The organism is Fontisubflavum oceani, assembly GCF_030407165.1.
Taxonomy (GTDB): Bacteria; Pseudomonadota; Alphaproteobacteria; order Rhodobacterales; family Rhodobacteraceae; genus Rhodophyticola; species Rhodophyticola oceani.
The window spans coordinates 3331445-3357244 of sequence record NZ_CP129111.1 but is presented as its reverse complement, the minus strand read 5'-3'; the positions used below and the strand labels follow the sequence as shown (position 1 = coordinate 3357244).

Here is a 25800-nt window from a genome sequence, read left to right as displayed (position 1 = left end):
TGAGCGTCCTGCGAGTGCGGCAGGCCGTCTCAGGTCCTGATTGGATTATCCCATGCTCATCGAGACGGCGCTTTCCGGCAGTTCCTCGTCAAAGCAGCGCTGATAGAATTCCGCCACAGTCTGGCGTTCCAACTCATCACATTTGTTGAGGAAGGTCAGGCGGAAGGCATACCCGATATTACGGAAGATCGCGGCATTTTCGGCCCAATTGATCACGGTCCGTGGCGACATGACTGTCGATAGCTCACCATTCATAAAGGCGGTCCGGGTCAGATCGGCGACGGTGACCATCTGCGCGATTTGCTTGCGGCCATGCTCGGTGTTGTAGAGCGGGTTTTTCGCCAGAACGATGGCGGTCTCCGCGTCATGGGACAGGTAATTCAACGTTGCGACGAGGGACCAACGGTCCATCTGCGCTTGGTTGATCTGCTGCACGCCATGATAAAGGCCCGTTGTGTCGCCCAAGCCGACCGTGTTCGCGGTCGCAAAGAGGCGGAAGGACGGGTGCGGCGTGATGATCTCGTTTTGGTCGAGCAGCGTCAGCTTGCCGTCATGCTCCAGCACCCGCTGGATGACGAACATCACATCGGCGCGGCCCGCATCATATTCGTCGAAGACGATGGCGACAGGGTTGCGGAGCGCCCAAGGCAGGATGCCTTCGTGGAACTCGGTCACCTGCTTGCCGTCCCGGAGCTTGATCGCGTCTTTGCCGATCAGGTCGATCCGGCTGATATGGCTGTCGAGATTGACGCGGACGGCGGGCCAGTTCAGGCGCGCGGCGACCTGTTCGATATGGGTCGATTTACCGGTGCCGTGATAGCCCTGGATCATCACCCGGCGATTATGGCTGAAGCCCGCCAGGATGGCCAAAGTCGTGTCGGGGTCGAATTTATAGGTCGTGTCCAACGCGGGCACACGGTCGGTGGCCTCGGCGAAGGCTTTGACCTTCATATCGCTGTCGATGCCAAAGGTTTCGCGGACGGAAATCTCTTCGGTGGGTTTTTGATCACTGCTCATCGCGCATCCGCCCTATCTGTTTTCTTACGTCCGGTTCGACTGAGATGTGGTGCAACAATTTCCAAGGGGCTGCAAGGGCAGGCCGGTGCTTTGCGGCGCGGTTTCTCACCGCATCGTGACTTGGCGCTTGGTATCCTGTGCTAGAGTGGTCGTGGTTCCAATTGGGAGGCGTGATATGGATCGACGGGTATTTCTAGGCGGTGCGGTCTCAGCGTCGGTATTTTTGGGACAGCCGTCATGGGCGGCCATTGCGCCGGGACCGTTCGAAGTGGAACGCACCGATGCGGAATGGCGCGCGATGTTGACCGATTTGCAGTATCGGGTGATGCGTCAGGGCGGCACGGAGCGCTCCGGGTCAAGCCCGCTCGACGACGAGCATCGCCGAGGCCGGTTCCACTGCCGGGGCTGCGATCTGCGCCTCTATCACTCGCGCCACAAATATGACAGCGGGACGGGTTGGCCGAGTTTCTGGGATGTGCTGCCGAATGCGATCGGGACAATGGAGGACCGTCGATTGCTGCGGGTGCGGACTGAGTGCCATTGCCGCCGCTGCGGCTCGCATCTGGGGCATATTTTCGGCGATGGGCCGCAACCGACGGGGCTGCGGCATTGTTTGAATGGCGTGTCCTTGGTGTTTCGCCCAGCCTGACGGCTGATCGACCGGGGCGGCGGGCCGCGTCAGGCCCCGTTGGGGCCATCCTTGGCCCGCGTTGCCACGGACAAGAGGCGCGGGTCAGATCGCCGCTTCGACCGCGCCGACGATCTCATCGACCACCGATACCATAAGCGCTTCATCTTCCGCCTCGGCCATCACCCGGATCAGGGGTTCGGTGCCGGATTTCCGGATCAAGAGCCGCCCATGGCCATTGAGCTTGGCCTCACCAGCGGCGATGGCGGCTTGGACGGAAGGCGTGTCCAAAGGCACTTGCCCGGTCTGATAGCGCACATTCTTGAGAAGTTGCGGCACCGTCTCGAAGCTCCGCGCCAGGGTGCTGGCGGGCTGGCCGGTGCGCACCATCTCAGCCAGGAATTGCAGACCGGCAATCAATCCATCGCCCGTCGTTGCGTAATCCGTCATCACGATATGGCCGGATTGCTCGCCGCCCAGGTTCAGCCCATGGGTTCGCATCGCCTCAACCACATAGCGGTCGCCCACTGGCGTGCGGTGCAGGTCAATCGAGCGCTCGGCAAGGAACCGCTCCAACCCCAGATTGGACATCACCGTCGCAGCCAAAGTTTGGCCCTTCAGGCGGCCTTCGGCGGCCCACCGATTGGCGAAAAGCGCCATGATCTGATCGCCATCGGCCAGAGTGCCTGTCTCATCGATCAGCATCACCCGATCGGCGTCACCATCAAGACAAATGCCGAGATCGGCCCCGGTCTCTTTGATCTTCGCCATCGCCGCCTGCGGCGCGGTGGACCCAACCCCATCGTTGATGTTGAACCCATCCGGGTTCACCCCGATTGCGATCACCTCGGCGCCAAGTTCCCACAGCACCTCGGGCGCCGCCCGATAAGCCGCGCCATTGGCGCAATCCACGACGACTTTCAGCCCGTCGAGCCGCAACCCTGCCGGAAACGTGCTTTTCACCCGTTCGACATAGCGGAACCGGCCATCATCAATCCGTTTGGCGCGGCCAATATTCTGCGCTTGCGCCGGTTGAATATCCGAGGCGACAAGCGCTTCGATCTCGGCCTCGGCCTCATCGCTCAGTTTGAACCCATCGGGGCCAAAGAGCTTAATGCCATTGTCGGTTGCCGGGTTGTGCGACGCGGAAATCATCACGCCGACATCCGCGCGCATCGAGGGTGTCAGAAGCCCGACTGCCGGCGTTGGCACCGGACCGAGCAACAGCACATTCATCCCGGTGGACGTGAAGCCCGCCGTCAATGCCGTCTCAATCATATAACCTGAGAGCCGCGTGTCTTTGCCGATCACCACCCGGTGCGCCCGACTGCCGTCCGTGCGGAAATACCGCCCCGCCGCCGCGCCCAAGCGCAGCGCCAACTCGGCGGTCATTGGGAATTCATTGGCCCGGCCTCGCACCCCATCGGTGCCAAACAGCTTGCGCGTCATGCCCCGGTCTCTCCTTCACTGCCCGTTCCGCTTGCGGCTGACCACAGCGAAATCATTTGCCTGTGCACCTCTATATCATGAACGCGCAGCATCTGTATCCCCTGGCTGATCGCCCATAGGCCAACTGCCGCCGAGGCGGGGCCGCGCGCCTCGGGCGGCTCGACCCCCGCCAAACGACCAATCATGCCTTTGCGGGAGACGCCCAAGAGGATCGGGCACCCCAAGGCATGAAACAGGCTGACCCGGCTGAGAAGCGCCAGGTTATGCGGGTCGCGTTTGCCGAATCCGATACCGGGATCGACCATGATCTGGTCGCGTTGCATGCCTGCTGCTTCGGCCTGTTGAATGGCGGTTTCCAGCGCGTCATACACATCGAGAAGGACATGGTCATACCGCGGATCGTCTTGCATCGTCTCGGGCAGGCCTTGGGAGTGCATCAGGATCATTGGCGCGCCGGTATCCGCCGCGACCTGCGCCAAGCCGGGGTCAAACTGCAGCCCCGATATGTCGTTCACAACCTGCGCACCCGCAGCCAGAGCGGCCGTTGCCACCGGGGCCTTACGGGTGTCGATGCTGATCGGAACCTGCAACCCGCTGGTGCGAATGGCGTCGATCACGGGGACAGTCCGCGTAATCTCCTCTTCGACAGAGACTTCCGCCGCGCCGGGGCGGGTCGATTCGCCGCCGATATCGAGTATGTCGGTTCCATTATCCAACATCTCATGAACGCGCTGCAGTGCCGCATCCGGCGCGTTGAACCGGCCACCATCGGAAAAGCTATCGGGGGTGAGGTTCAAAATCCCCATGATTCGCGGCTGGTCGAGAGACAGTCCGCTGATAGCTGCACGGGGCCCTGTCAGCCGGGCCATGACCTCCGACGGCACGGCCTCTATCGGTACGACCCGAGATGCGTCATCGCGAGACAACACCTCCACCTGCGTGAAATGGCACCAGCCTCCGGCGAGGCCTCTAGCCCCCGGGATACGTGCCGGGTCGCACAGCGGAATCGGTCTGAAATAGCGCGTCATAATGCCGGGCCTAGACCCGCGACGGCCGTATCGCAAGTGGCAAAGCTTTGCTTGCCGCGGCGCAGCGCTGGCGCAAACAGGTTGCCCCCGCCGCTGGCCCATGGGCAGAATATCGTATGACTGTTGTTCTGCGCACCACCGAATTGGACCCGATCTTTCGCACCGCGCGCTTGACCTGCCGCCCGGTTGAGGCGTCGGATGCGCCGTTCTATGCGGATCTGTTTTCGCGGCAGGAACTGGTGGCGTATCGCCCTGATCCGACGCCATTTGATGCCGCGCGCAGTGCCACGCGCCTCGGTGAGGATTTGGCCCATTGGAAGCAACATGGCTTTGGCAGATGGGCCTTGGTCCATGCCGGTCGGACGGTCGGTCTGGGCGGCCTCAGCCTGAAATTCCAGTATCGCGGAATTAATCTCAGCTATCATCTTTTGCCCGATCTATGGGGGCAGGGGCTGGCCAGCGAGTTTGTTCGTGGCGCGCTGGATTATGCCGCGCTGTCCCTGAAGGCCCAGGAGGTCTATGGCCTTGTCCGCCCCGCCAATACGGCCTCGACCAGGGTCTTGGAGAAGGCCGGGTTCATCCATGCCGCCGAACATATGGTGAGCGGCGCCCCGATGACCGAGTTGCGCCTAAAGCTCCGGTAGCGCCTCAGCGGGCCAGCTTTGTACCGGCAAGGCGGCATCTTCGGGCATATCACCTCCCAGAAGCACCAGTCGTTCGGCTTCAAAGCTTTCGGCGAGCCAGAGCGCCAAGCTTTCGCCATCCAGGATATGGGTGGCGGGGCCTTCGACAGCATCCAAGACCAGTTTCGACGGGGCCCAGACGCTGATCTGTCCCTGCTTCATCGCCCAGTCGAGCTCAGTCCGGCTATCGACAACGACACAGCGATCATCGCGGGCGGCAAGGACCCAAGCGTTTTGTTCAATGGCCAGAAGTTCGATCCGTCGTTGTGGCATGCCATGGGCCGCCTGAGGGCGGGGCAGGTCGGCGGCGCCAACGCACACGATCACCGGCGCGCCGCTGCTTTCCAAACGATCCAAAAGTGCCGCCAGATCGGCCCGGGATATCGCGGTGTTTGAGAGAAACACGATCAGCGGGTGCGGCATTTCCTCGGTCAGAAGCCGCAGCTTCGGCTTCTCCGGCGCGCTACGAACAATCTCGACACCTAGGGCAAAGGGCCCCCGGTCAAGCTTCTCAATCCGAACAAAACAGCGCGCGGCCAGCGGGTGCGCCAGGATCCGCTCCGCGATGCGCGCGGCGAGGGTCTCCAGCAGATTCAGCCGTTCGGCGGCCAGTTCGATATCAATTGCCTCGACAATCGTGTCATAGGACAGGATCCGGTCCACATCGTCAGCGTCCGGGTCGGCCTCTGAGCGCACCTCGACCACCACATTAAAGCGGACACGCTGCGTGGTGCCGCGTTCGGCCTGGAACGCGCCGATTTCCACCTCGCGCTCATGATCGCTGAGACTAATCCGGTCGAGCGGACCCTCGGGGGCGGTCGCTTTAGCGCGCTCCGAGGGGTGGGCAAAGGCGAGGCGGGTTTCGTCAGTCATGATCACGCTCCGGCTGCAGCATGGGCCAATCTAACAAAGCGAGAGCGTCATGGCCCGCCTCAAAGGCGGCGGCAAAGCGCGTCAAAACGACCAGATAGATCAGTAGGCCTGACGATAGAAGATGTGAGTGCCGATCCGTGCGGTGCGAGGATAGACGCGCGCCCAACGAGGATTAACCGCCGTGGTATGATAATGCGTGGCGCCTTGCGTCAGGTTGCGCGGGCCGCCATCCAGCATGATCCGGGCGATTTGGCCCAGGCGGCGATGCACTGTGGTCTCGGTCACCCGTTCCGGGCGGCCATCGCAGGTATAGGTGAACTGGCAGGCATAGCGCTGACCCGTCCCTTGGTTGACCACGGCACAAACCGAATTGGGGTAATTGGCGTTGTCGACCCGGTTGAGGATCACTTCAGCCACGGCGTATTGGCCACGGATGCTTTCGCCACGGGCTTCGAAATAGAGCGCCTCGGTGAGGCATTGCAGATCACGGCCACCCCGGGCGCGCGGCATCGCATCAAGCGTGGCGGCATCATAGATCGCGCCCTGGCCATTGCGCACGCCATAATCGCGCGCAGTAAAGGGCGCGCCAATCCGGCGTGCGATCTGCGCTCACCGCGCCCAACGCGGCATGTTCTTCACCCATTAAGGAGGAGAGCCGAATGTTGATCCCTGCGGTTGGGTCGGTTGAAGAGCTTGCCGTCACATCGGCCATTGCGGCCCCGGCCCACAGCATAACGCCCGCCGCTGCTGCGGCAATTGCCTGTTTTCCCACCATCGATCCACTTTCGGGGGCTCCAGTGCCCCACCTGCATAGCTTCCAGCAAATTCAGCCCCGCCTCATAGAGGTAGGACCCAAAATCGTAAACCCGACCCTCAGTTTTGTGAGTGTCCTGTATGCGCCCCCCAATAGGTAGCGCTGTTCCCTTTAGGGAATCATTAGCCTCGCCTCATAACTACGCGTTAATTAGGGCAATTCTTTGTCCTGGACCGATAATTGTGCCGCCGCAAGCTTGGCGACCGGCACACGGAATGGTGAACAGGACACATAGTCGAACCCGGCTGTCCGTGAGAAGGCAATTGAGTCAGGGTGTCCGCCATGCTCGCCGCAGAGCGATAAGACCAGTTCCGGCCGCGCGGCGCGCCCGCGTTCGGCGCCAAGCAAGAGCAGTTCGCCGACACCATCGGTATCGAGCCGTTGGAACGGATCCTCCGGGAACACACCTTGGTGGACATAGGCCGACATGAACCGACCGGCGTCGTCACGGCTGAGCCCATAGGTCATTTGGGTCAAGTCGTTGGTGCCAAACGATAAAAAGGCGGAGCTTTCCGCGATTTCACCAGCGCGCAGCGCTGCACGCGGTGTCTCGACCATGACCCCAAGCCGATAGTCGAATGCGACACCTGTCTCGGCACGCACTGCCGCGGCAACCGCATCAACCCGGGCTTTGACCAACTCCACCTCGCGGCGGGCGCTGACCAGCGGGATCATGATCTCGGGCACAACAGGTGCTCCGCCGTCGCTAGCCGCAATGGTGGCCTCAAAAATGGCGCGCGCCTGCATGTCGTAGATTTCAGGCACGGTGATCCCCAAACGAACGCCCCGCATGCCAAGCATCGGGTTGAACTCCTGCATGCTTTCAATCCGCGATGCGACCCGGCTGACGGACATATCCATCGCCTCGGCCATCGCCCGGATGCCGTCACGCTCGGTCGGAAGGAACTCGTGCAATGGCGGGTCGAACAGACGGATGCATACGGGCTGCCCCTGCATGAGTTTAAAAAGCTCGGTGAAGTCCTTGCGCTGCATCGGTAAAAGCCGATCAAGCGCGGCGGTGCGGTCGCCCGGCTCTTCGGCAAAGATCATCTCGCGCATGACGGTCAGGCGGATCGGATCAAAGAACATATGTTCCGTGCGGCAAAGGCCGATCCCATCGACTCCAAAGCGTTGCGCAGCCTCGGCATCCTCGCGCGTATCGGCATTGGCGCGAATCCCGATATCACGGGCCTCATCGGCCCATTTCATCAGCGTTGCAAAGGCGCCGCCAAGCGCGGGTTCGATCATCTCGGCGGTCCCCGCTAGAACCTCGCCGGATGAGCCGTCAACGGTGATGACATCGCCCTCGTGGAAGACTTTCCGCCCGGGTACGGTCAGTGTTTTCTTACGGCTGTTCAGCTGCAACCGCGTGGCGCCCGAGACACAGGGTAAGCCGAGCCCGCGCGCGATCACCGCCGCGTGGCTGGTCATCCCGCCGCGCTCTGTCAGGATCGCTTGGGCCGCATGCATGCCACGGATATCCTCAGGGGAGGTGTCGCGCCGCACCAGGATACAGGCGTCGCCTTGCGCGGCGGCGGCTTGCGCGGCCTCGGAGGTGAAGACGATCTTGCCGGTCGCCGCTCCAGGCGCGGCGGCAATGCCCCGTGTCAGCATATCGCGTGGCGCCTTCGGGTTTACTTGGCGGTGCAAGAGTTGGTTCAAGGTGAATGGCGGGATGCGCAGCATTGCCTCACTTTTTGAGATCACCCCATCTTCAGCCAGCGCCACGGCAATTGCGACCTCCGCCTGACCGGAGCGCGGGCAGCGGACTGCATCCAGGATGAACAGCTCACCATTCATCAGGGTAAACTCAATCTGCAACTCTTCGCGCAACCGCGTGCGGATCAATGCGCCAGCTTCCCTAAGGGCCGCCACAGGCTTGGGGCAAGCATCTTCCAGCGCCGGGCCCCGCGCATCGCTTTCAACAAACTGCGCATTTTGCTCATCAAGCGCTGCGCGGCCCTGGCCTTGTGGCAGATAGCGTCCCGTCACTTGCGGCTTGCCGGTCTGCGCCGAAACAAATTGCATCACACCCGAGCCGCTGATTCCTTGACCAATGCCTAGCGCCATTTGCTGCACCACGAGCCCCAAGCCCGCATCTGCAGGCGCGCCTTGCGCCTGCCTTAGCAACCGTGCGGTCGTGCCTTCCCAAGCCCGCGCCATGGAGCGCAACACTTCCGTGAGTTGCACGCCTGGATCTTGCGGGAACGGCTCTTCGGTTTCGTCCTCGAAATAGGATTTGGCCAAGCGCGGGGTGATCGGTTCGTCGAAGATGTCTTCATCCAGCCGCAAAACGTCGACGGCGTAGGCTTTGATAAAACTCAGATAAAGCGCGTCGGCGGCATCTTGGCCATGGGTCTCGGCCAGACGCGCCGCCACCGCATCATTCATCCCGATATTCAACACTGTGCCCGGCCCGCCCCAATCGGCAGCTTGGCTCGACGACCGCACCGAAACCAACGCGCCGTCGCCAAAGACGCCCATCAAGGCCTGCATGTTCGGAAGCTTGCCTTTGGCAATCGACCGCACCGTGTCAAAGGGCAACGCCACCGACAACGGCACCGGCAAATCAAGCCGCACCAGGCGCTGCAGGCATTTCGCCCGGCTGCCATGACGCGTGGCTTTGATATCCGCCGTCGGCGTGATCTCGGTGAAATCTGGGGTCGTCAACATAAGGTGGGCACGTCCTTTGCAGGTGCAGCATAAGATACAACCCGCGCCGACTCTGTCTAGCTTTTCATCGCGAACAGCTGATTAAGGGCCGATAAGGATTTGTGCCCCAACCTATCTCGGAACGTGATGCCGCTACCCTTCGATATGCGACAGATCGGCCACTTGGGTGCAGATTTCGACGATTTGGTGCAGCAAATTCAGCCTGTTACGGCGCAAGACTTGGTTCTCAGCATTCACCTGAACCGCGTCAAAGAAGCCGTCAATCGGCCCTCTGAGATGTGCCATTTCGGTCATGGCTGTTGCGAAATCTTCGGCGTCTAGCGCGGGCGCGATGGCCTGTTCAGCTTGGTCGAGAGCGGCAAAAAGGGCGCATTCTTCGTCCGTTTCGGCGTATTTCACGTCCGCGCCATAGCGGTACTCGACGCCATCGGCCGCCTCGGCTTGGCTCAAGATATTGGCGGCGCGTTTGTAGCCTTGCAACAGATTGCCACCCTCGTCGCTCTCCAAGAACGCGGCGAGGGCGCGGGCGCGCATCACGATGAGGGTGAGATCGTCATGGCCAGGCATCGCCAAGCACGCGTCGATGACATCGTGGCGGATGCCTTCGTCGCGGAGATGCACTTTCAGCCGGTCATGGAAGAATGCCAGGAGGTCCGTCGAGATATCGGGCACCAGATCACCAACGGTGCGCAGGAGCGAACCCTCGCCGGTCTCAGGCTCGTCTTTGCCATTGTCGCGGATGACATTCATGACCGCTTCGAAGGCCGCGCCAAACACGCCATGAGCAGCGATCGCTTGCAGAACATCTTCCAGCGCTGCGATTTCGGCTTCCTTGGCCCCGCTGCGGTTGATCGCGATTTTATGTTTCAGGATCTGGCTGTCGATGAACCGGTCCAGATTGATCCGGCGATCCCCGCCGAGCACGATCCGAATGATGCCCAATGCCGCACGGCGGAGCGCGAACGGATCTTTTGAGCCTGTGGGTTTTTCGTCGATCACCCAGAACCCGGTGAGCGTGTCGATCTTATCGGCCAGCGCGACAGCAACCGAAAGCGGTGCCTCAGGCAGATCGTCGGACGGTCCAAGGGGCGCGTAGTGATCTTCGGCCACGGCGGCGATCTCAGCGGAGAAGCCCGCGGCCTCGGCATAATACCGGCCCATAAGACCTTGAAGCTCCGGTAACTCATAGACCATTGCGGTGCTTAAATCGGCCTTGGCGATGCGCGCAGCTTGTTCGGCCTGATCCGCCTCGGCCCCAACCACCGGGGCGATTTCTCGCGCCAGGGCGGCGATCCGGTCGATCCGGGCGGCTTGCGTGCCAAGTTCGGCATGGAAGGTGACATTGCCAAGCTGGTCGAGCCAGGGCTGCATGCCTCCGCGCGCGACGCGCAAATCGTTCTCCCAGAAGAACTTCGCATCCGAAAGCCGGGCTGCCAGAACCTTCTCGTTGCCCGCGAGGATCGTCTTGCCCTGATCCGCCGTTTCCCGGTTCGCGACCGTGATAAACCGCTCGATCCGCCCGGTCTTCGGGTTCCGGACAGAGAAGAATTTCTGATGTTCCTTCATCGAGGTCTGCAGCACCTCAGGCGGCAGATCGAGGAAATCCGCGCCGATTTGCCCCATCAGCACGACGGGCCATTCCACCAGCCCCGCGACCTCGGCCAGAAGCCCGGGGTCCTCGACCACTTCCAACCCGGCTGCAAACGCCATATTGGTCGCGTCGTGCCAGATATGCTCGGCGCGTTCCTCGGCCGAGAGGATGACCTTGGCCTGCTTCAGCTTCGCTTCATAATCGGCAAAGGCGTTCACCGCGAATGCCCCCGGCGCCATAAAGCGATGGCCTTTAGTGGTGTTGCCAGAGGCGATGCCGTCGACGTCGAATGCGACAGTCTCGGACCCGTCCTCCGCGCTCAAGATGCAGAGGATCGAATGCAGGGGGCGGACCCATCTGAGCGGCCCGTTGCCCCACCGCATGGATTTCGGCCAAGGGAAATTGCGGATGACCTGCGGGATGACCTCGGCAATGATCTCTGCCGCTGGGCGCCCTGGTTTTTCGATTGTGGCGAAGTAGAAGCTGCCCTTCTTTTCTTCCCGCAATTCAAGCTGCGCTTTGCTCAGCCCAGTGGAGCGCAAGAACCCGTCCAGCGCCTTTTCCGGCGCATCGGCCCGGGGGCCGCGCCGGACTTCTTGCAGCATGGGGGAGGCGTCAAGCAGCCCTTCGATGGTCAGCGCCAATCGCCGCGGCGTCGAAAACGCGCCAGCGCTGGCATAGGTCAGGCCAGCCTCGACCAAGCCGTCAGTCACCAGCTTTTTCAAGTCTTCCGCCGCGCGGCGTTGCATCCGGGCGGGGATTTCTTCGGAAAACAGCTCCAACAACAGGTCAGGCATCAGTCTCAGTCCTCTCAGGCGCGGGCGGGCAGCCCGGGGGCAGCGGGTCACCGGCAAAGGCGGCCTCGCCACAGGCGTTGATCTGCGGCCAGGCGTAGCCACGCCCGTCGCCTGTCACCGCCACAATCTGGTCAATTCCGTAAGGGGTGTTGGCCTCACCCAAAAAGGCAAGGGCGGAGCCGTCTTCCAACGCCGCCCCGATTTCAGCGGCATCGAAGCAGTCGAACCAACCGGGTGCCACGAGCGGCGCGGCATCTTCGTAGGGTTCAAAGCTCTCCGTCAGCGTCGCCAAGCTGATCGGTGTCGTGAAACAGGCGCGAAACCGAAGCGGCGAGCTCTCGGCATCAATCCCCTCGAAATCCTCGATCAAAAGCGGCTCAACCACGCCGGAAAACCCTGTTAGCCGAATCTCGGCCGCAGGCGCATCCGCCAAAACCGGCTCGTAATAGGCGCGGGTTTGGAACCACCACAGCGCGGCGCCAAAAACTGCCGTCGAGAGAACGATGAGGGAGGCCATGATTTTTCCGTTCATGCGACCGCAGGGGTCCAACCGCCCGCCTCGGTCATCACAAACGCATCGGCGCATTGTTTTGCCAGCGCCCGGACGCGGCCAATATAGGCCTGCCGCTCGGTCACGCTGATCACGCCGCGCGCATCAAGCAGGTTGAAGATATGGCTGGCCTTGATGCATTGGTCATAGGCGGGGTGCGCCATGACGATCCGTTTGCCGGTCTTTGGGTCGTGATGTTCTTCGGCGAGAATGGCTTGGCACGCGTCTTCTGCCTCTTCGAACTGCTTCAGGAGGACATCGGTGTTGGCGACATCGAAGTTCCAACGGCTGTATTCTTGCTCTGTCTGGCGGAATACATCGCCATAGCTGAGCGGGATCGGTGCGGCAGGGTCGTTAAACGGCATATCCATCACATGATCGATGCCCAGCACATACATCGCCAAGCGTTCCAACCCATAAGTCAGCTCGCCCGAAACCGGCTTACAGTCATGACCGCCGACTTGTTGGAAATAGGTGAACTGGCTCACCTCCATCCCGTCGCACCAGACCTCCCAACCAAGGCCCCAGGCGCCCAGTGTTGGACTTTCCCAGTCATCCTCGACAAAGCGGATGTCATGCAGCGCCATATCGATCCCGATCGCCTCAAGGGAGCCGAGATAGAGCGCCTGTAGATCGGGCGGCGAGGGTTTGATCAGCACTTGATACTGATAATAGTGCTGCAACCGGTTCGGATTCTCGCCATAGCGCCCATCGGTCGGTCGCCGCGACGGCTGTACATAGGCTGCGGCCCAGGCGTTCGAGCCAAGGCTGCGGAGCGTCGTGGCCGGGTGAAACGTGCCCGCGCCGACCTCCATGTCATAGGGCTGCATGATCGCGCAGCCCTTTTCGGCCCAATAGCTTTGCAGCCTCAGGATGATCTCCTGAAAACTCTTCGGGTGGACAAGCGCAGACATGGCAGGATTCCGGGGTTGAACAGGCTCGCGCTTCCATACGTGTGCCCCCCGCGAGGGTCAATTGCCGCGCCGCGCATATTTCGAGTGCGAATCCTGTGGGCTTTGGTAGTTTGCCGCCGATAAGAAACGGGCATTATGGCCCGGATAACCGACGATACGGGGTCTATTTTGATGAAACGCGGTTTTACGCAGGTCTGTCTTGCGATTGGGATTGCTTTATGTGTGGCGGCATTTGCCGCCGGTGGTGCGGCGGCACAGGAACGCGTTTGGGTGCAGATCGAGGCGCATCCCGATCTGGCCACCGCCGAGAGCCGGGTGCGGGCCTATTCACGGCTGATCGACAATGTGAACGGCTACCGCCTGGCCTCCGGTTGGTATGCGGTCGCGCTTGGGCCCTTCGGCCCGGCAGATGCCAATCAACAGTTGCGCGCCCTCCAGGCTCAGGGATTGATCCCACGCGACAGTTATATCGAATTGGGCACCATCTATCGGCAGCAATTCTGGCCCATAGGTGCCAATACCCTGACGGCGCAGCCGGTAACGCCGGCGACGCCAACCGCGCCCGTCGTCACGGCTGAGCCAGCGGCGCCGATCGTGCCGGCGGCCCCTTTGGATGAAACCGTGTCCGAGGCGCGGCAGTCCGAACGCGCGCTGGATCGCCCCGCACGTGAAGCATTACAGATCGCGATGCAGTGGTTTGGGTTCTACAATTCGGGCATCGATGGGGCGTTTGGCCCCGGCACCCGCCGCGCCATGACGGATTGGCAAACGGCAAATGGGTTTGAGCCGACCGGCATCTTGACCACGCGCCAACGGGCGCAGTTGTTGGACGCTTATGCTGGTGAGTTGGCGGCGCTTGGAATGGAACCGGTGCGGGATGAACGCGCCGGGATCGAGATCAACCTGCCGATGGCGATGATCCAATTTGACCGGTACGAATACCCGTTTGTGCATTTCACGAGCCGCGACAATTCCGGTGTTCAAGTCTTGCTGATCTCGCAAACCGGCAACCGCGCGACGCTCGCGGGGCTTTATGAAATCATGCAAACGCTCGAGGTTGTGCCGTTGGAAGGCGAGCGTGAACGGCGGAATGACAGTTTCGTTCTGACCGGCCAAAGCGCCAGTCTGCGGTCGCACACCGCGGCGCGGCTGCAAGACGGCCAAGTGAAAGGGTTCTCGCTGATCTGGACACCGGAACGCGACGCGCAGATGGCGCGCGTTTTGCCGATGATGGAGCAGAGCCTGACCTTCCTCGACGGGGCGCTGGACCCTGGGGCGACCGATCCGACCACGGAGCAGGGCATCGATCTCGTCTCGGGTCTGGAGGTGCGCCGCCCGGATATCAGCCGCTCAGGTTTCTATATCAGTGCAGAGGGCGCGGTTTTGACCACGACCGAGGTGATCGGCCAGTGCACACGGCTTTTGATCGACGACGTGCATGAGGTGGAACTGACCTATCGCAATGATGATCTGGGCCTCGCGGTTTTGCGGCCGCGGAGCCAGCTTGCACCGATGTCCTACGCGACTTTCGCGCCTGCACCGGCGCGGCTTCGCTCTGACATTGCCGTGGCGGGTTTCCCATTCAACGGCGCGCTTAGCACCGCCTCGCTGACCTTCGGGACCTTGGCGGATCTGAGCGGTTTGAATGGCGAAGATACCATTCAGCGGCTGGACATCTCAGCAGCGGAGAGTGAGGCGGGCGGCCCGGTTCTGGACGCAACTGGCGCCGTGCTTGGCATGGTTTTGCCGGGCGATGGCTCGGGCCGGGCGCTGCCCGAAGGGGTCAGTTTCGCGCTGCGCGGAGATCAACTGAACACGGTTCTGGCTGAGGCAGGGATCACGCCCGCTATGGCCCCGGGCGGGCAAGCGCTGGGCCGTGAGGCCTTGGCCCGGCTTGGTGCGAATATGACCGTCTTGGTGAGTTGCTGGAACTGAACCGCGTCAGGCTTTGACCGGCTTCCCGGCGATATAGGTCTGTGCAATTGCGCGGTCATCGCCCATCATGATCGTCGGGAACACCGCCTCCCAAATATCATCGGCGCGGGCCGCTCGTTGCGCAATGGCTGGCGTTGAAGTGAGGTCCAGCACGATCAGATCGGCCTCCATGCCTGGCGCTAGAGTTCCGATCTGATGTTCCAACCCAAGGGCCTTGGCCGAGCCTTGCGTTGCCAGCCAGAGAAGCTGACTTGGGTGTAAGGCTTGGCCGCGCAACTGGGCGACCTCATACGCCGCCGCCATGGTGCGCAGCATGGAGAAGGACGAGCCTCCGCCGGTATCCGTCGCCAGACCGACCCGCAACCGCGCGGTGAGCGCCATATCAAAGAGCCCTGAGCCGATGAACGTGTTCGAGGTGGGGCAGTGGATCAGCGCCGCGCCAACCTCTGCCAAGCGGTCAATCTCGCGCGGCTCCAAATGGATCGCATGCCCAAAGAGCGCGCCGGGGCCGAGAAGCCCGTGCTGCTCATAGGTGTCGAGATAATCGCGCGCCTCCGGAAAGAGCGATTTGGCCCAAGCAATCTCGTCTGTTTGCTCGCTCAAATGGGTCTGCATCAAGCACTCCGGGTGCTCGGCCCAAAGCGCGCCCAGGGCCGAGAGTTGCTCCGGCGTCGAGGTTGGCGAAAACCGCGGCGTGATCACATAGCTGAGCCGGCCCTGGCCATGCCACCGCTCCAACAGGGCTTTGCTGTCGTCATAGGCTGATTGAGCGGTATCGCGGAGTCCGTCCGGCGCGTTCCGGTCCATGCAGGTCTTTCCCGCAAGCGCTCGCACGCCCCGGGCTTGGGCTTCGCCGAAAAACGCATCGACGCTCTCGGCGTGGATCGTACAATAGCTGGCGACCGTCGTGGTGCCCGCCGCAAGCGTCAGGTCGAAATACCGCGCGGCGACCTCGGTAGCATAGGCCGGGTCGCCAAAGCGCATCTCTTCGGGGAAGGTATAGCGGTTCAGCCAGTCGATCAGGCGCAGACCCCACGAGGCGATGATTGCGGTCTGCGGATAATGGGCATGGGCGTCGATGAAGCCCGGCAAGATCAGCGCATCACCATGATCGACGACTGCCGCCGCCGGATACGCCGCGCGCAAGCTGTCAGCGGTGCCGACCTCAGCAATCAGGCCATCGCGGAGCAATACCGCGCCATGACGCGTGTGATTGGCCGCCTCTGCATGCTCGGCAAACGGGTCGCCGGTGAAGCGAAGGGTCTGGCCCAGAAGGAGTATGTCGGACATCTCGCGCACCTGATGGTTGCAGTTTTTCCCGCGCCTGTCATAGCGATGAGGCGTGGCCTATGTTAGGCCAAAAGCGAAAGATGTCAGGTGAGGTCGGGCATGGCGGACGAGGCGGATGACATCCTGTTAGAGGAAAAAGACAGCTACGCGCTGGATGAATCGCTGCGCGGGCAGGTGCGCCGCGCGGTGCTGGCGGAGGATTTGGCCGCTATCGACGCGTTGATGGAGCCGCTCCACCCGGCGGATATCGCGGACCTTTTGGAGCAGATTTCCGGCGCCGAGCGTGAGGCGCTCTTGCATCTATGGTCCGCTGGCGTCGACGGCGAAGTGCTCTCGGAACTGGATGAAAACCTCCGCGAGGAGGTGATCTCCTTCCTGCCCGATCATGTGCTCGCCGAGGCGGTGCGTGAGCTTGACAGTGACGATGTCGTCGATCTGGTCGAGGACCTCGAAGATCACCAGCAAGAGGCCATCCTCGGCGCGCTGGACGATGCCGACCGGGCCGCCGTCGAAGAGGCGCTGAGCTTCCCGGAGGACTCTGCTGGCCGTTTGATGCAGCGCGAGGTGGTGCGCGCGCCTGAGCATTGGACCGTCGGCGAGATGATCGATCATCTGCGGCATCACAAAGCCGATTTGCCGGAGCAATTCTATCATGTGATCCTGGTCGATCCGCGGATGAAACCCACCGGCTATGTGACGCTTGGCCGGATGTTGTCCACGCCGCGTGATACGGAACTGACCGAGATCACCGAAGACAGTTTTCGGGTCATCCCGGCGACCCAACCGGAGGAAGAAGTCGCGTACGCCTTCAACCAATATCACCTCATCTCGGCCCCGGTTGTCGATGATGATGGTCGTTTGGTGGGCGCCATCACAATTGATGATGCGATGGCGGTTCTGGATGCCGAGGCCGAAGAGGATATCCTGCGCCTGGCGGGTGTGGGCGAGGGCAGGCTCAGCGACCGGATCATCGATACAACCCGGCGGCGGTTCCCTTGGCTTGCGGTGAACCTCGTCACGGCGATCCTGGCGTCTCTGGTGATTGCGCAGTTTGAGGCGGCGATTGCACAATTGGTGGCGCTGGCCGTACTAATGCCGATCGTCGCTTCGATGGGCGGGAATGCGGGGACACAAAGCCTGACGGTCGCCGTCCGCGCCATTGCGACCAAGGATTTGACTCGCTCCAACTTGATGCGGGTGATCGTGCGAGAAGCTGGTGTCGGCTTGATCAACGGACTGATTTTCGCGGTCGTGATGGGGGCGGTTGGGCTGATCTGGTTTGGCTCGATGGCGCTTGGTGGCGTGATTGCCTTGGCTATGGTGATCAACCTCTTGGTCGCGGGGCTGGCGGGTATTTTGGTGCCCGTCACGCTTGATCGGTTCGGCGTTGATCCGGCGCTTGCATCGGGGGCGTTTGTGACCACCGTGACTGATGTGGTGGGCTTTTTCGCGTTTCTCGGACTGGCGGTCTTGGTGCTTTTGTAGCGGCTGAGTCAGCCCGGAATGTCCAAAGTGATGTTCCGACCGTTTTTCACATATTGCAGACTGTCTTCGCCAATCGCAGCCACCCGACCGCCATCGACCCGATCGCCAACGCCAACCCGCACAAACCGACCCGAAGGCAAACGCACCAATGCGCGGCGGTTCGACGGCGTGCCAGAGACTCCGATTAGATTGACATTGCGGAGGTTGATCGCGTTCCGATCCGTGGCGGCCCGTGCAACGGTAGCCGTTGAGGGGATGGATGGTTGCACGGTTGCCGGCGCGCTGGCTTGTTGAACGGCCGCCGTGCTGGCGCCGCTGCTTGCAGTGCTGCGGGTGGCCCGTGCGACGATCTCCCCGATATCGCCCGGACGGATCGCGGGCATGCGAGAGGAGGCGACAGCCAAGCCGCTGGCTTGAATGATCTGCGCATCATCCGTGGTGTTGCGCCCCGTCAGAGCATTGGCGTCAAAGGTCGCGCCTGGTGTGCCGCTTGAGGCTTCCGGTGTCGTCTCGGTTGCGAGCGTGCGGGCGGCTAGCGCCAATTGCTGCACCGATGGCGGCCGCTCGGTTGGGCGTCGGCTGGACAGTTCGCTGATCGTGAATCCGCCGAGACGTTGGCGCTCGCGCCGTTCGGCAAGATCGCCAGGACGGGGCGTGGGTTGAAAGGCCGCCAAAAGGGTCGCATTCACATCAAGATCAGGCTGTGTTGCTTCGCCCTCCGCCGGCGTTGGGTCGGGTCCGCCTGCACGGGGGACCGGTTGGATCGACGGTGTGCCGGCAAAGATCCGCACGCCATCCGCCGTCGTCGCGCCCTCTGGTGTTGGTATGACCAGACCATCGGGGCCGAGGGCAAAACTGGTACCGAACGGGGCGGGCGAGGCATAGCTCCGAGTGACCTCAGGGATCACGTCCGGCGCCGGAATGGCAAGCGCATCATGGGTCACGACAACCGGGTCGATGGCGGCCATGTAGATCTCATCTTCCAGGCCGGGATCAACGAAAATCGGCTGCTCTGGTGGGCGCTGCCAGATCCCGGTCGAGGCGTAGAGCGCCTCTGTTTCTTCGGCGGACGGCAGCAACGTTTCTGGATCGACTGGTGTCGGGCCGAGATCAATATCGGCGTCGATATCTGGCAGGTCGGCCTGGGTATCGACGTCATTGAGGTCCGGCGCGGCGGTGGGTTCAACGGGGTCCGGCAGCGCGTCTGCCTCTGGGTCGAGTCGCGCCAACGTGTCGTTCCGGTCCACCGATGCCGGGGCGCTGACGGTGGCCGATGGGGCCGAATGCTCGGGTGATGTGGCAATCTCCACATCGGGAGCGGTGCGACCCAACAACCTGGCCACCGTGCTGTCGGGCAAAAACAGCGCCGACCATACGGCGATCAGGGCCAAGATCAGCAACAGAACCAGTGTCAAAACAAGCCCCGTGCGGAACGACGGGCCTGTGCCAGATGGTGCGCGCCGGGCCAGAAGCCCCCCATTATCGATGGGTCTCCCGCTGCGGGATCGGTGTCTGCTGGTTTCGTTCGGCCAGCCCCGGCGGTGAGAGCGGCGATGGGCGCTGCATCTTCTCTCTGATCGGTTGCGGGGGCGTCGGGCGACGGGTTGCCCATTCGCGTGTCCGCTGCCGGTGATAGGCGGCGGCCAGGCACGCTGCTGGCGTAAGCCGCGGGAGACCGCGTGGGTGCTGAAATGCCGGTGGGCGTGTCGGTTGATTGTGGCTCGACCGGCTCTGCGGTCAGGCCAGTGCTGGGCGTCGGCGGCGTGTCGTCCCCCGGCTGGGCGGCTGATTGCGCTTGTTCCGCTTCTTGCGGAACGTTGGTCAATCCGATGCGGCTTGGTCTTGTACCAACCAAGCGGCCCGGCTCGGCATCGGGCGCAGGGGCCTTGCCGCGTCTGGCACCGAAACCGCTTGGCATCTGTAGCGGCGGTTCTTGCTGGGATCGGCGCGGAGCGCGGGATTTCATCACCGGCGCGAGCGTATCGCTGTCCGCATCGTCTGATGGTTCAGGTTCCGTCCCTACATCGGCGTCGGTTGCCGCGGGCGCTGGGTCATCTTCCTGATATGGCTCCTGCGGATCGGCTGATTCCGACATATCTTCTGCGGAGTGTTCCTGTTCCGGCAGAACTGGTGACAACACTTCCGGTTCAAGCACGACCTCGGGTTCTGGCACTGGGTCCGGTTCGGGTGCGGGCGGTGTCCAGGTATCTGGACCAATCGCCAAGCCGGTATCCGGCAGGTCCAGCCCTTTGGCATCATCGGCCAATTGAAACAATGGCACGCCGGGGAACTTCTCGACCGGCGGCGATGCGGCAAAGCCAACACCGTTAAACCCGTGCTCGCGGGCAAACCCCTCTGCCTCATCCAGCGTTTCGCGGGCAACGATGGCCAAGACGGCGCGTCCACCGCCCAGATCCCGCCAGTCATAGGCCAGATCGGCCACCTCATAAGGGGTCAGACCTTCCAACCTGCCAGGGATGCTGGCAGACCCGCCAAGACCATCCAGCTCAGTGTAAAGGATCTGATCGTCTGGCAGGATCAAGAGTGTCGGAAAATCTGTCCCGCCACGGGCTTCGCCCAGGGCCTGCAACTCGGCAAGCGCACCGCCCAGATCGAGCACATCCAACCCGGTATCTCCGATAAGCGCCCAATGGCCCGCCTCCTGGCGATGGGCCAAGGCTATGCCTTCCGGCGACAGAAACAGCGCAAACTCGACAGTCACGGGTGACCTCAATCCACGGAGCCACCGGGCAGCGGCTCCTCCCTAACGCCGATCTTTATAGCAGGAAATCGCTTGTGGAAACCACAACGCAACACATCTCGGATGCGGACCGGCGAAGATCATCCTAGGGTGGATTTCGATATGACAAAAGAGGCATTCCAAAGATGAAATATCTTGTTCTGAGCATGGCGGTTTTCCTAGGCGGCGCAGCGGTCGCTTCGGCGGAAGAGATCGCGACGATGACGATTCATGGCCAGGGCGAGATCGCCGTGACGCCAGATATGGCGACCCTACGGCTTGGCGTCGTGACCGAAGCGGAAACGGCTGGCGCGGCGCTGGCGGCCAACAGCGCTGATCTGGCAGCGGTTTTGGACACGCTTGGCACCGCCGGCATTGAGGCGCGAAACATTCAAACTTCGCAGCTTTCAATCCATCCGATCTGGTCTGACCACATGTCCAGTATCTCGGATGGCAGAGATCGTCAGATCACCGGGTTTACCGCGACCAATGAATTGTCCGTCCGCGTCCGCGATTTGGAGAAACTGGGTGATGTGCTGGATGCTGTAGCCGCGCAAGGCGCGAATACGATGCGCGGATTGTCCTTCGGGCTCAGCGATCCCGACCCGGTGACTGAAGAGGCCCGCTTGGCGGCCGTGGCCGATGCGCAAGCGCGCGCCACGTTACTGGCCGGGGCCGCAGAGGTCGAGATTGTCGGTATCCACCGCATTGAGGATAGCACCGGCGGCATGAGCCCGGCGGGCAGGGCAGAATTTGGCATGTTGGCCCGCGATGCCGTGCCAATTGCCGAGGGCGAGGTCACCGTCTCGGCGACGGTGACCATCATCTATGAAATCGACGGCTAGTTAGCTTGTCGCTTTGGCCAGGGCCTGATCCAGATCGGCGATCAGGTCCTCGGCATTCTCGATCCCGATAGAGACCCGCACCACATTCGGTGCCGCGCCTGCGGCTTCCTGCTGTTCCGGCGTAAGCTGCCGGTGCGTGGTCGAGGCCGAATGGATGATCAGCGAGCGTGTGTCGCCCAGATTGGCCACATGGGAGAATATCTCCAAACTGTCGACGAGTTTCACACAGGCCTCATAACCGCCTTTCACTGCGAAGGTGAAAAGCGCACCAGCGCCTTTCGGGCAGACCTTCTCAATGCGGCTGTAATAGGGGGAGCTTTCAAGTCCGGCATAGGTCACGAAATCGACGCGCGGGTCGGCTTCGAGCCATTTCGCGATTTTCACCGCGTTTTCCACATGGCGCTCCATACGCAGGCTGAGCGTCTCGGTGCCCATCAACGTGTAATGCGCGGCTTGCGGGTTCATCGTCATGCCGAGATCGCGCAATCCGATGGCGATGCCGTGGAAGGTGAAGGCGAGGGGCCCAAAGGTCTCGTGGAACCTTAGACCGTGATAGGCAGGCTCCGGCGCGCTGAGCGACGGGAATTTGTCCGATGCGGACCAATCGAAATTGCCCGAGTCGATAACGCAGCCGCCGGTGACGGTGCCATTGCCAGTCAGGTATTTCGTGGTCGAATGCACGACCAGCGTCGCGCCTTGTTCAATCGGGCGGCAGAGATAAGGGGTGGCCGAAGTGTTATCGACGATGAGCGGAAGACCCGCCGCATCGGCGATATCCGCGATCGCGCGCAGATCGGTGATATATCCGCCGGGATTGGCGATGCTCTCGCAGAAGACGGCGCGGGTGTTCTCATCAATCGCCGCGTGCACCGCGTCCAGATCGTCGAAATCCACAAAGGTCGCGGACCAGCCGAAGCGCCGGATGGTCTGACTGAACTGTGTGACAGAACCGCCATAAAGTCGGGTCGATACAACGACATTCCGACCCGGCTCCATCAGTGGGAACAGCGCCATAATCTGCGCGGCATGGCCTGAGGAACAGCACACCGCGCCGACGCCGCCTTCCAGCGTCGCCAGGCGTTCTTGGAGAACGGCAACGGTGGGGTTGGTCAGGCGGGAATAAATGTAGCCGACCTCTTGTAGGTTGAAGAGTGCGGCGGCGTGATCGGCGTCACGGAACACATAGGCCGTGGTCTGATAAATCGGCGTCTGCCGCGCGCCTGTGGCCGGGTCGGGCCGGGCACCGGCGTGAATTTGCAGTGTGTCGAAGCCGTAGCTGGGTCCGTCAGTCATGAGTGTTCCTCCCTGGAAAAGCAGTGGTTGGCGACAGCTTTAGGGCAAGCCGGACAATGCGACAACGTCATCACATTCATAAAGAACATGTGCGCTTGTCGGGTTGGCCGGGGAGGACGAGGGTTTGTCGATCCTTTGCCCGGGTAGAAAAACCGTCTCGCTGAGAGCCAGTGTTTTGAACGCTTTGCCTCGACGCTCATGATTAGGAGTATCGCCAGACGGCAGTCGGCGTCAGAGTGCCCGCGACATCGGTGTATGCCTTTGCCCCTAGACCTCCGCCGTCGGTTACGGCATTACCGATGCAACGTGCTTATGCCTGATCCGGAGGCCCCGATGCTCACTTTCCTGAAACGTCTTGTGACATGGTGGCATGGCCAAACCATCGGCACGCAGCTTCTGACATGGCGCAAAGGGCGGAAGGTTGGCGAAGACGAGGCCGGCAATATCTTCTACCAAACCAAGGATGGCAGTCGCCGTTGGGTGATTTTCAATGGTGAGGCCGAGGCCAGCCGAGTCAGCCCAGAATGGCATGGGTGGCTGCATCATACCTGGGATGAGCCGCCAACAGACCGGCCCGTGGTGCATAAGCCCTGGGAAAAGCCGCATCTGCCAAACCTGACGGGAACCGCCGAAGCTTATGCCCCCGCAGGATCGCTTCGCCGGGCCGAACCAGAAGAGCGGCGGGACTATGAGGCTTGGAGCCCGGAATAAGCTGATGGCTTAGCGCAGGGAGCGTCCGATGTCTGAAAACACCACCACCGAGATCGCCGTGGGCGGCGTTGTCCTGGCCGCAGCGGTCGGATTTTTCGTCTATGCCGTGCAGGCCACGGGGTTTGAGCGCGATACCGGGAGCTATGAACTGACCGCATCGTTCCGCTCGGTTGAGGGGATTGGCGTTGGCACCGATGTCCGTCTTGCGGGTGTCCGCGTCGGGTCGGTCACCGACCTGTCCCTTAATGAGACGACATATCGCGCCGACACCACCTTCACGGTGCTCGATAGCATCGAGATCCCTGACGATAGTGCGATCTCGATTGCCTCCGAAGGCCTATTGGGCGGGGCCTTTGTTGAGATTGTGCCGGGCGGGTCGCCCTTCGCATTGGAAGAGGGTGGGGAGATCATCGACACGCAAAGCTCGGTCAGCCTGATCACGCTTCTCTTGCGGTATGTCGGCGGCGATGGGACCGGTTCCCAATGAGGCTTGCCCTGATCGCGTTGACACTCGCGCTGTGGCCGCTGACGACCGGTGCGCAGCAGAATGATGATCTGGGGACCTTTCTGCAGGACCTTGGCGATGGCGTGCGGTTGGAGCAGCGGCCCAATCTGAACGCGTCGACATCTGTTTCGGCGCCAAATGTTGCCCCGGCCGATGGCGCGATCTTGCGCGCGCTCGACAAGACCTTGGGTCGGCCAACGGATATTGAGCTTTCCAACGGGCAGGCTGTGGTCTTTGGCCGGATTGCGATCCGGATGTTCGAATGCCGCTATCCGATCGACAATCCATCGTCGGACGCCTTCGCCCATGTCCAGGTGTTGGATTTGGAAGGCACAGAGTTGTTTGACGGCTGGATGGTCGCGTCCAGCCCCGCGCTCGTCGCGCTTGAGCACCCGCGCTATGATGTCTGGGTTCTCAGGTGCAACACGTCCTGAACCGGAACTGGCATCGGTTGCGCTAGAAAATCAGCCGCCCATCCCAAGGCGCGTTCCAAACGTTTGTGATAGTCAGCGCGTGGTATCTCTACCGCGCCCATCCGGATCAGATGGTCGGTTACGAACTGCGTATCGAACAGTTGGAACCCGCCATAGCGCAGGCGGCTGACCAGATAGGCCAGCGCGATTTTCGACGCATCTGGCCTGCGCGAGAACATGCTTTCGCCAAAAAACGCAGCCCCCAACGTGACGCCATAGACACCGCCAACCAATTCCGTCCCATCCCAGACTTCGAGGGAATGGGCGTAACTTGCGGCGTGAAGTTGTTGATAGAGCGCGAAAATTTCGGCGTTGATCCACGTCTCTTCCCGATCTGCGCACCCTTCTACGGTGGCGGCAAAATCGCTGTTCACCCGGATATCAAACGGCTCGGCCTTGATCCGCCGCGCCAAGCTGCGCGACATGTGGAACCCATCAAGCGGCAGGATGCCCCGGCGCTGCGGATCGACCCAGAAGAGATCGGGGTCGTTGCGCCCCTCTGACATCGGAAAAATACCCGCCGCATAAGCGCGGAGCAGAAGATCGGCCGTCAGGGCCGGGCGGTGGGTGGGGCGCACATCATGGGGCATTGATGGGATGATAAGGCGGTGCCGCGAAAAAATCTCGCATGTTTTTCTTAAAGATAGGTCGGGTGTTTTCGGTCACCGAAGGTCCGTTTTGCAAGGCGGGTTTTCCGTTGGTCCTTGAACGGAAAACGCCAACTCTCATGCTGATGAAAACCTGGTCCGGTGCGTCTTTCAGGGCGTGCAGGCCCTAAGCGCAACCGTCCAGCCAGACATCTCTCTGGCCGTCGGGGCGGCAATACCCTGATACAAGCCGCGCGATCCGCGAGCGCTTCATCTTCTTCAAGCAATCGATATTGGCCTGGTGCGATAAGGACAGCCAAAAGACGATGATATTCCTGATCGGAAAGCTCCGAAGGAGGTCGGCCATAGATGCTTTGACTGGAATGGAAGAGGCCCGTCATCCACCCATCGGGACCGAGCCCCATCTCGACAGTATCAAGCCAGAGTGCAAGGATTTGCTCTTTGCTCAGACGGCTCTCCAGACCGAAAGCGAAACCGGTCTGGCGTATTTTGCCAATGCCCGGGCGAAATTCCTCGAAGCCCAGTCGTTTGGAAACGGATTGGGAAATGGTCGTCAAACCGGCCCCTTCTGTGGAAAGATCAATGCCGCCATGTTCCAGATAGCCAGGATCCTGCACCAAAATGAGCTGTCGGAGGCGTTCGGCACCCAAGTCCTCCGGCCCCCGTCCATCTGCAATCAGAGCATTCGCGCGCGTTGCGTATTCATCCGACTGACGAACAGCATCCCAAAATCCAAAAGCGCCGTAGCCGAGCACCCCGGCAAAGAAGAGGCCGAGTGCGAGCGTTGCTATCTTGAATACTCTTTTCATGACTGTCCTTGAAATCGGCCCTCAGCGTCGGGCGGAGGGTTGGTCACCGTTCATAGGGCATTGGTGGGATGAAAGGGCGGTGATGTGAA

General features: G+C 61.6%; 24 protein-coding genes. 8 read left to right on the top strand and 16 right to left on the bottom strand.

Features of this window, described 5'->3' with window-relative positions:
* Positions 1-45: 45 nt before the first annotated feature.
* Positions 46-1017 (bottom strand): cobaltochelatase subunit CobS, encoded by a 972-nt coding sequence (gene cobS / locus QTA57_RS17095; protein ID WP_145210482.1) that lies wholly within the window; start codon positions 1015-1017, stop codon positions 46-48.
* A 175-nt stretch (positions 1018-1192) separates the two neighbouring features.
* On the opposite strand from cobS, the gene msrB reads away from it, so the two are divergent.
* Positions 1193-1666 (top strand): peptide-methionine (R)-S-oxide reductase MsrB, encoded by a 474-nt coding sequence (gene msrB, locus QTA57_RS17090; protein ID WP_290152731.1) that lies wholly within the window; start codon positions 1193-1195, stop codon positions 1664-1666.
* An 84-nt stretch (positions 1667-1750) separates the two neighbouring features.
* On the opposite strand, the gene glmM is transcribed toward msrB, so the two are convergent.
* Together glmM and folP are read right to left on the bottom strand one after the other, a co-directional pair.
* Entirely contained in the window at positions 1751-3094 is a 1344-nt protein-coding gene (glmM, locus tag QTA57_RS17085) for a phosphoglucosamine mutase (protein ID WP_290152730.1), read from the bottom strand.
* Entirely contained in the window at positions 3091-3900 is an 810-nt protein-coding gene (gene folP, locus QTA57_RS17080; protein ID WP_330696731.1) for a dihydropteroate synthase, read from the bottom strand. Before folP ends, glmM begins: the two co-directional genes overlap by 4 nt.
* 338 nt (positions 3901-4238) lie before the next feature.
* Between folP and QTA57_RS17075 the strand changes: the two genes are divergently transcribed.
* Positions 4239-4766: a GNAT family N-acetyltransferase gene (locus tag QTA57_RS17075; protein ID WP_290152725.1), complete on the top strand. Its 528-nt coding sequence runs from the start codon at positions 4239-4241 to the stop codon at positions 4764-4766.
* Here the strand turns inward: QTA57_RS17075 and QTA57_RS17070 are convergent.
* The 7 genes from QTA57_RS17070 to QTA57_RS17040 all read right to left on the bottom strand — a co-directional run bounded on the left by QTA57_RS17070 (position 4752) and on the right by QTA57_RS17040 (position 13017).
* Positions 4752-5678, bottom strand: a complete 927-nt coding sequence (locus QTA57_RS17070; RefSeq protein ID WP_290152723.1) for a dihydroneopterin aldolase — start codon at positions 5676-5678, stop codon at positions 4752-4754. The two genes, QTA57_RS17075 and QTA57_RS17070, sit on opposite strands and share 15 nt — an antisense overlap.
* A 99-nt stretch (positions 5679-5777) precedes the next feature.
* Positions 5778-6236: a cell wall hydrolase gene (locus QTA57_RS17065; protein ID WP_290152722.1), complete on the bottom strand. Its 459-nt coding sequence runs from the start codon at positions 6234-6236 to the stop codon at positions 5778-5780.
* The gene (locus QTA57_RS17060) at positions 6208-6453 is read right to left on the bottom strand and encodes a hypothetical protein (RefSeq protein ID WP_290152720.1); all 246 of its coding nucleotides are present in this window, start codon (positions 6451-6453) and stop codon (positions 6208-6210) included. The genes QTA57_RS17065 and QTA57_RS17060 overlap by 29 nt, the downstream gene beginning before the upstream one ends.
* A gap of 189 nt (positions 6454-6642) precedes the next feature.
* Positions 6643-9165: a putative PEP-binding protein gene (locus QTA57_RS17055; protein ID WP_290152719.1), complete on the bottom strand. Its 2523-nt coding sequence runs from the start codon at positions 9163-9165 to the stop codon at positions 6643-6645.
* 132 nt (positions 9166-9297) lie between these two features.
* Positions 9298-11553, bottom strand: a complete 2256-nt coding sequence (gene glyS / locus QTA57_RS17050) for a glycine--tRNA ligase subunit beta (RefSeq protein ID WP_290152717.1) — start codon at positions 11551-11553, stop codon at positions 9298-9300.
* Entirely contained in the window at positions 11546-12070 is a 525-nt protein-coding gene (locus QTA57_RS17045; RefSeq protein WP_290152715.1) for a DUF6446 family protein, read from the bottom strand. Before QTA57_RS17045 ends, glyS begins: the two co-directional genes overlap by 8 nt.
* Positions 12071-12081: 11 nt before the next feature.
* The gene (locus QTA57_RS17040) at positions 12082-13017 is read right to left on the bottom strand and encodes a glycine--tRNA ligase subunit alpha (protein WP_290152713.1); all 936 of its coding nucleotides are present in this window, start codon (positions 13015-13017) and stop codon (positions 12082-12084) included.
* A 171-nt stretch (positions 13018-13188) separates the two neighbouring features.
* On the opposite strand from QTA57_RS17040, the gene QTA57_RS17035 reads away from it, so the two are divergent.
* Positions 13189-14952 (top strand): serine protease, encoded by a 1764-nt coding sequence (locus QTA57_RS17035; protein ID WP_290152711.1) that lies wholly within the window; start codon positions 13189-13191, stop codon positions 14950-14952.
* 6 nt (positions 14953-14958) lie between these two features.
* On the opposite strand, the gene guaD is transcribed toward QTA57_RS17035, so the two are convergent.
* Positions 14959-16242: a guanine deaminase gene (gene guaD, locus QTA57_RS17030; protein WP_290152710.1), complete on the bottom strand. Its 1284-nt coding sequence runs from the start codon at positions 16240-16242 to the stop codon at positions 14959-14961.
* A 99-nt stretch (positions 16243-16341) separates the two neighbouring features.
* Between guaD and mgtE the strand changes: the two genes are divergently transcribed.
* Positions 16342-17727 (top strand): magnesium transporter, encoded by a 1386-nt coding sequence (gene mgtE, locus QTA57_RS17025; RefSeq protein WP_290152707.1) that lies wholly within the window; start codon positions 16342-16344, stop codon positions 17725-17727.
* A gap of 8 nt (positions 17728-17735) precedes the next feature.
* Here the strand turns inward: mgtE and QTA57_RS17020 are convergent, their stop codons facing one another.
* Together QTA57_RS17020 and QTA57_RS17015 are read right to left on the bottom strand one after the other, a co-directional pair.
* Positions 17736-19142, bottom strand: coding sequence for a serine/threonine-protein kinase (locus tag QTA57_RS17020; RefSeq protein ID WP_290152706.1), 1407 nt, complete (start codon positions 19140-19142; stop codon positions 17736-17738).
* Complete coding sequence (locus tag QTA57_RS17015) at positions 19139-20449, bottom strand: hypothetical protein (protein ID WP_290152703.1); 1311 nt, start codon at positions 20447-20449, stop codon at positions 19139-19141. Before QTA57_RS17015 ends, QTA57_RS17020 begins: the two co-directional genes overlap by 4 nt.
* A gap of 164 nt (positions 20450-20613) precedes the next feature.
* Here QTA57_RS17015 and QTA57_RS17010 point away from each other — a divergent pair, with 164 nt between their 5' ends.
* Entirely contained in the window at positions 20614-21312 is a 699-nt protein-coding gene (locus QTA57_RS17010) for an SIMPL domain-containing protein (protein WP_290152701.1), read from the top strand.
* On the opposite strand, the gene QTA57_RS17005 is transcribed toward QTA57_RS17010, so the two are convergent.
* Positions 21313-22605, bottom strand: a complete 1293-nt coding sequence (locus tag QTA57_RS17005; RefSeq protein WP_290152698.1) for an O-acetylhomoserine aminocarboxypropyltransferase/cysteine synthase family protein — start codon at positions 22603-22605, stop codon at positions 21313-21315.
* Between the two features lie 333 nt (positions 22606-22938).
* On the opposite strand from QTA57_RS17005, the gene QTA57_RS17000 reads away from it, so the two are divergent.
* Genes QTA57_RS17000 through QTA57_RS16990 form a run of 3 tightly spaced genes read left to right on the top strand, consistent with a single transcriptional unit; the run spans position 22939 to position 24255 of the window.
* A complete protein-coding gene (locus QTA57_RS17000) occupies positions 22939-23316 on the top strand; it encodes an NADH:ubiquinone oxidoreductase subunit NDUFA12 (RefSeq protein ID WP_290152696.1) in 378 nt (125 codons plus the stop codon).
* 28 nt (positions 23317-23344) lie between these two features.
* Complete coding sequence (gene mlaD / locus QTA57_RS16995; protein WP_171558268.1) at positions 23345-23803, top strand: outer membrane lipid asymmetry maintenance protein MlaD; 459 nt, start codon at positions 23345-23347, stop codon at positions 23801-23803.
* Positions 23800-24255, top strand: coding sequence for a DUF2155 domain-containing protein (locus QTA57_RS16990; protein ID WP_171558269.1), 456 nt, complete (start codon positions 23800-23802; stop codon positions 24253-24255). The genes mlaD and QTA57_RS16990 overlap by 4 nt, the downstream gene beginning before the upstream one ends.
* Here the strand turns inward: QTA57_RS16990 and aat are convergent.
* Complete coding sequence (gene aat / locus QTA57_RS16985) at positions 24219-24884, bottom strand: leucyl/phenylalanyl-tRNA--protein transferase (protein ID WP_290152693.1); 666 nt, start codon at positions 24882-24884, stop codon at positions 24219-24221. The two genes, QTA57_RS16990 and aat, sit on opposite strands and share 37 nt — an antisense overlap.
* Positions 24885-24931: 47 nt before the next feature.
* Positions 24932-25711, bottom strand: coding sequence for a transglycosylase domain-containing protein (locus QTA57_RS16980; protein WP_290152692.1), 780 nt, complete (start codon positions 25709-25711; stop codon positions 24932-24934).
* Positions 25712-25800: the final 89 nt, after the last annotated feature.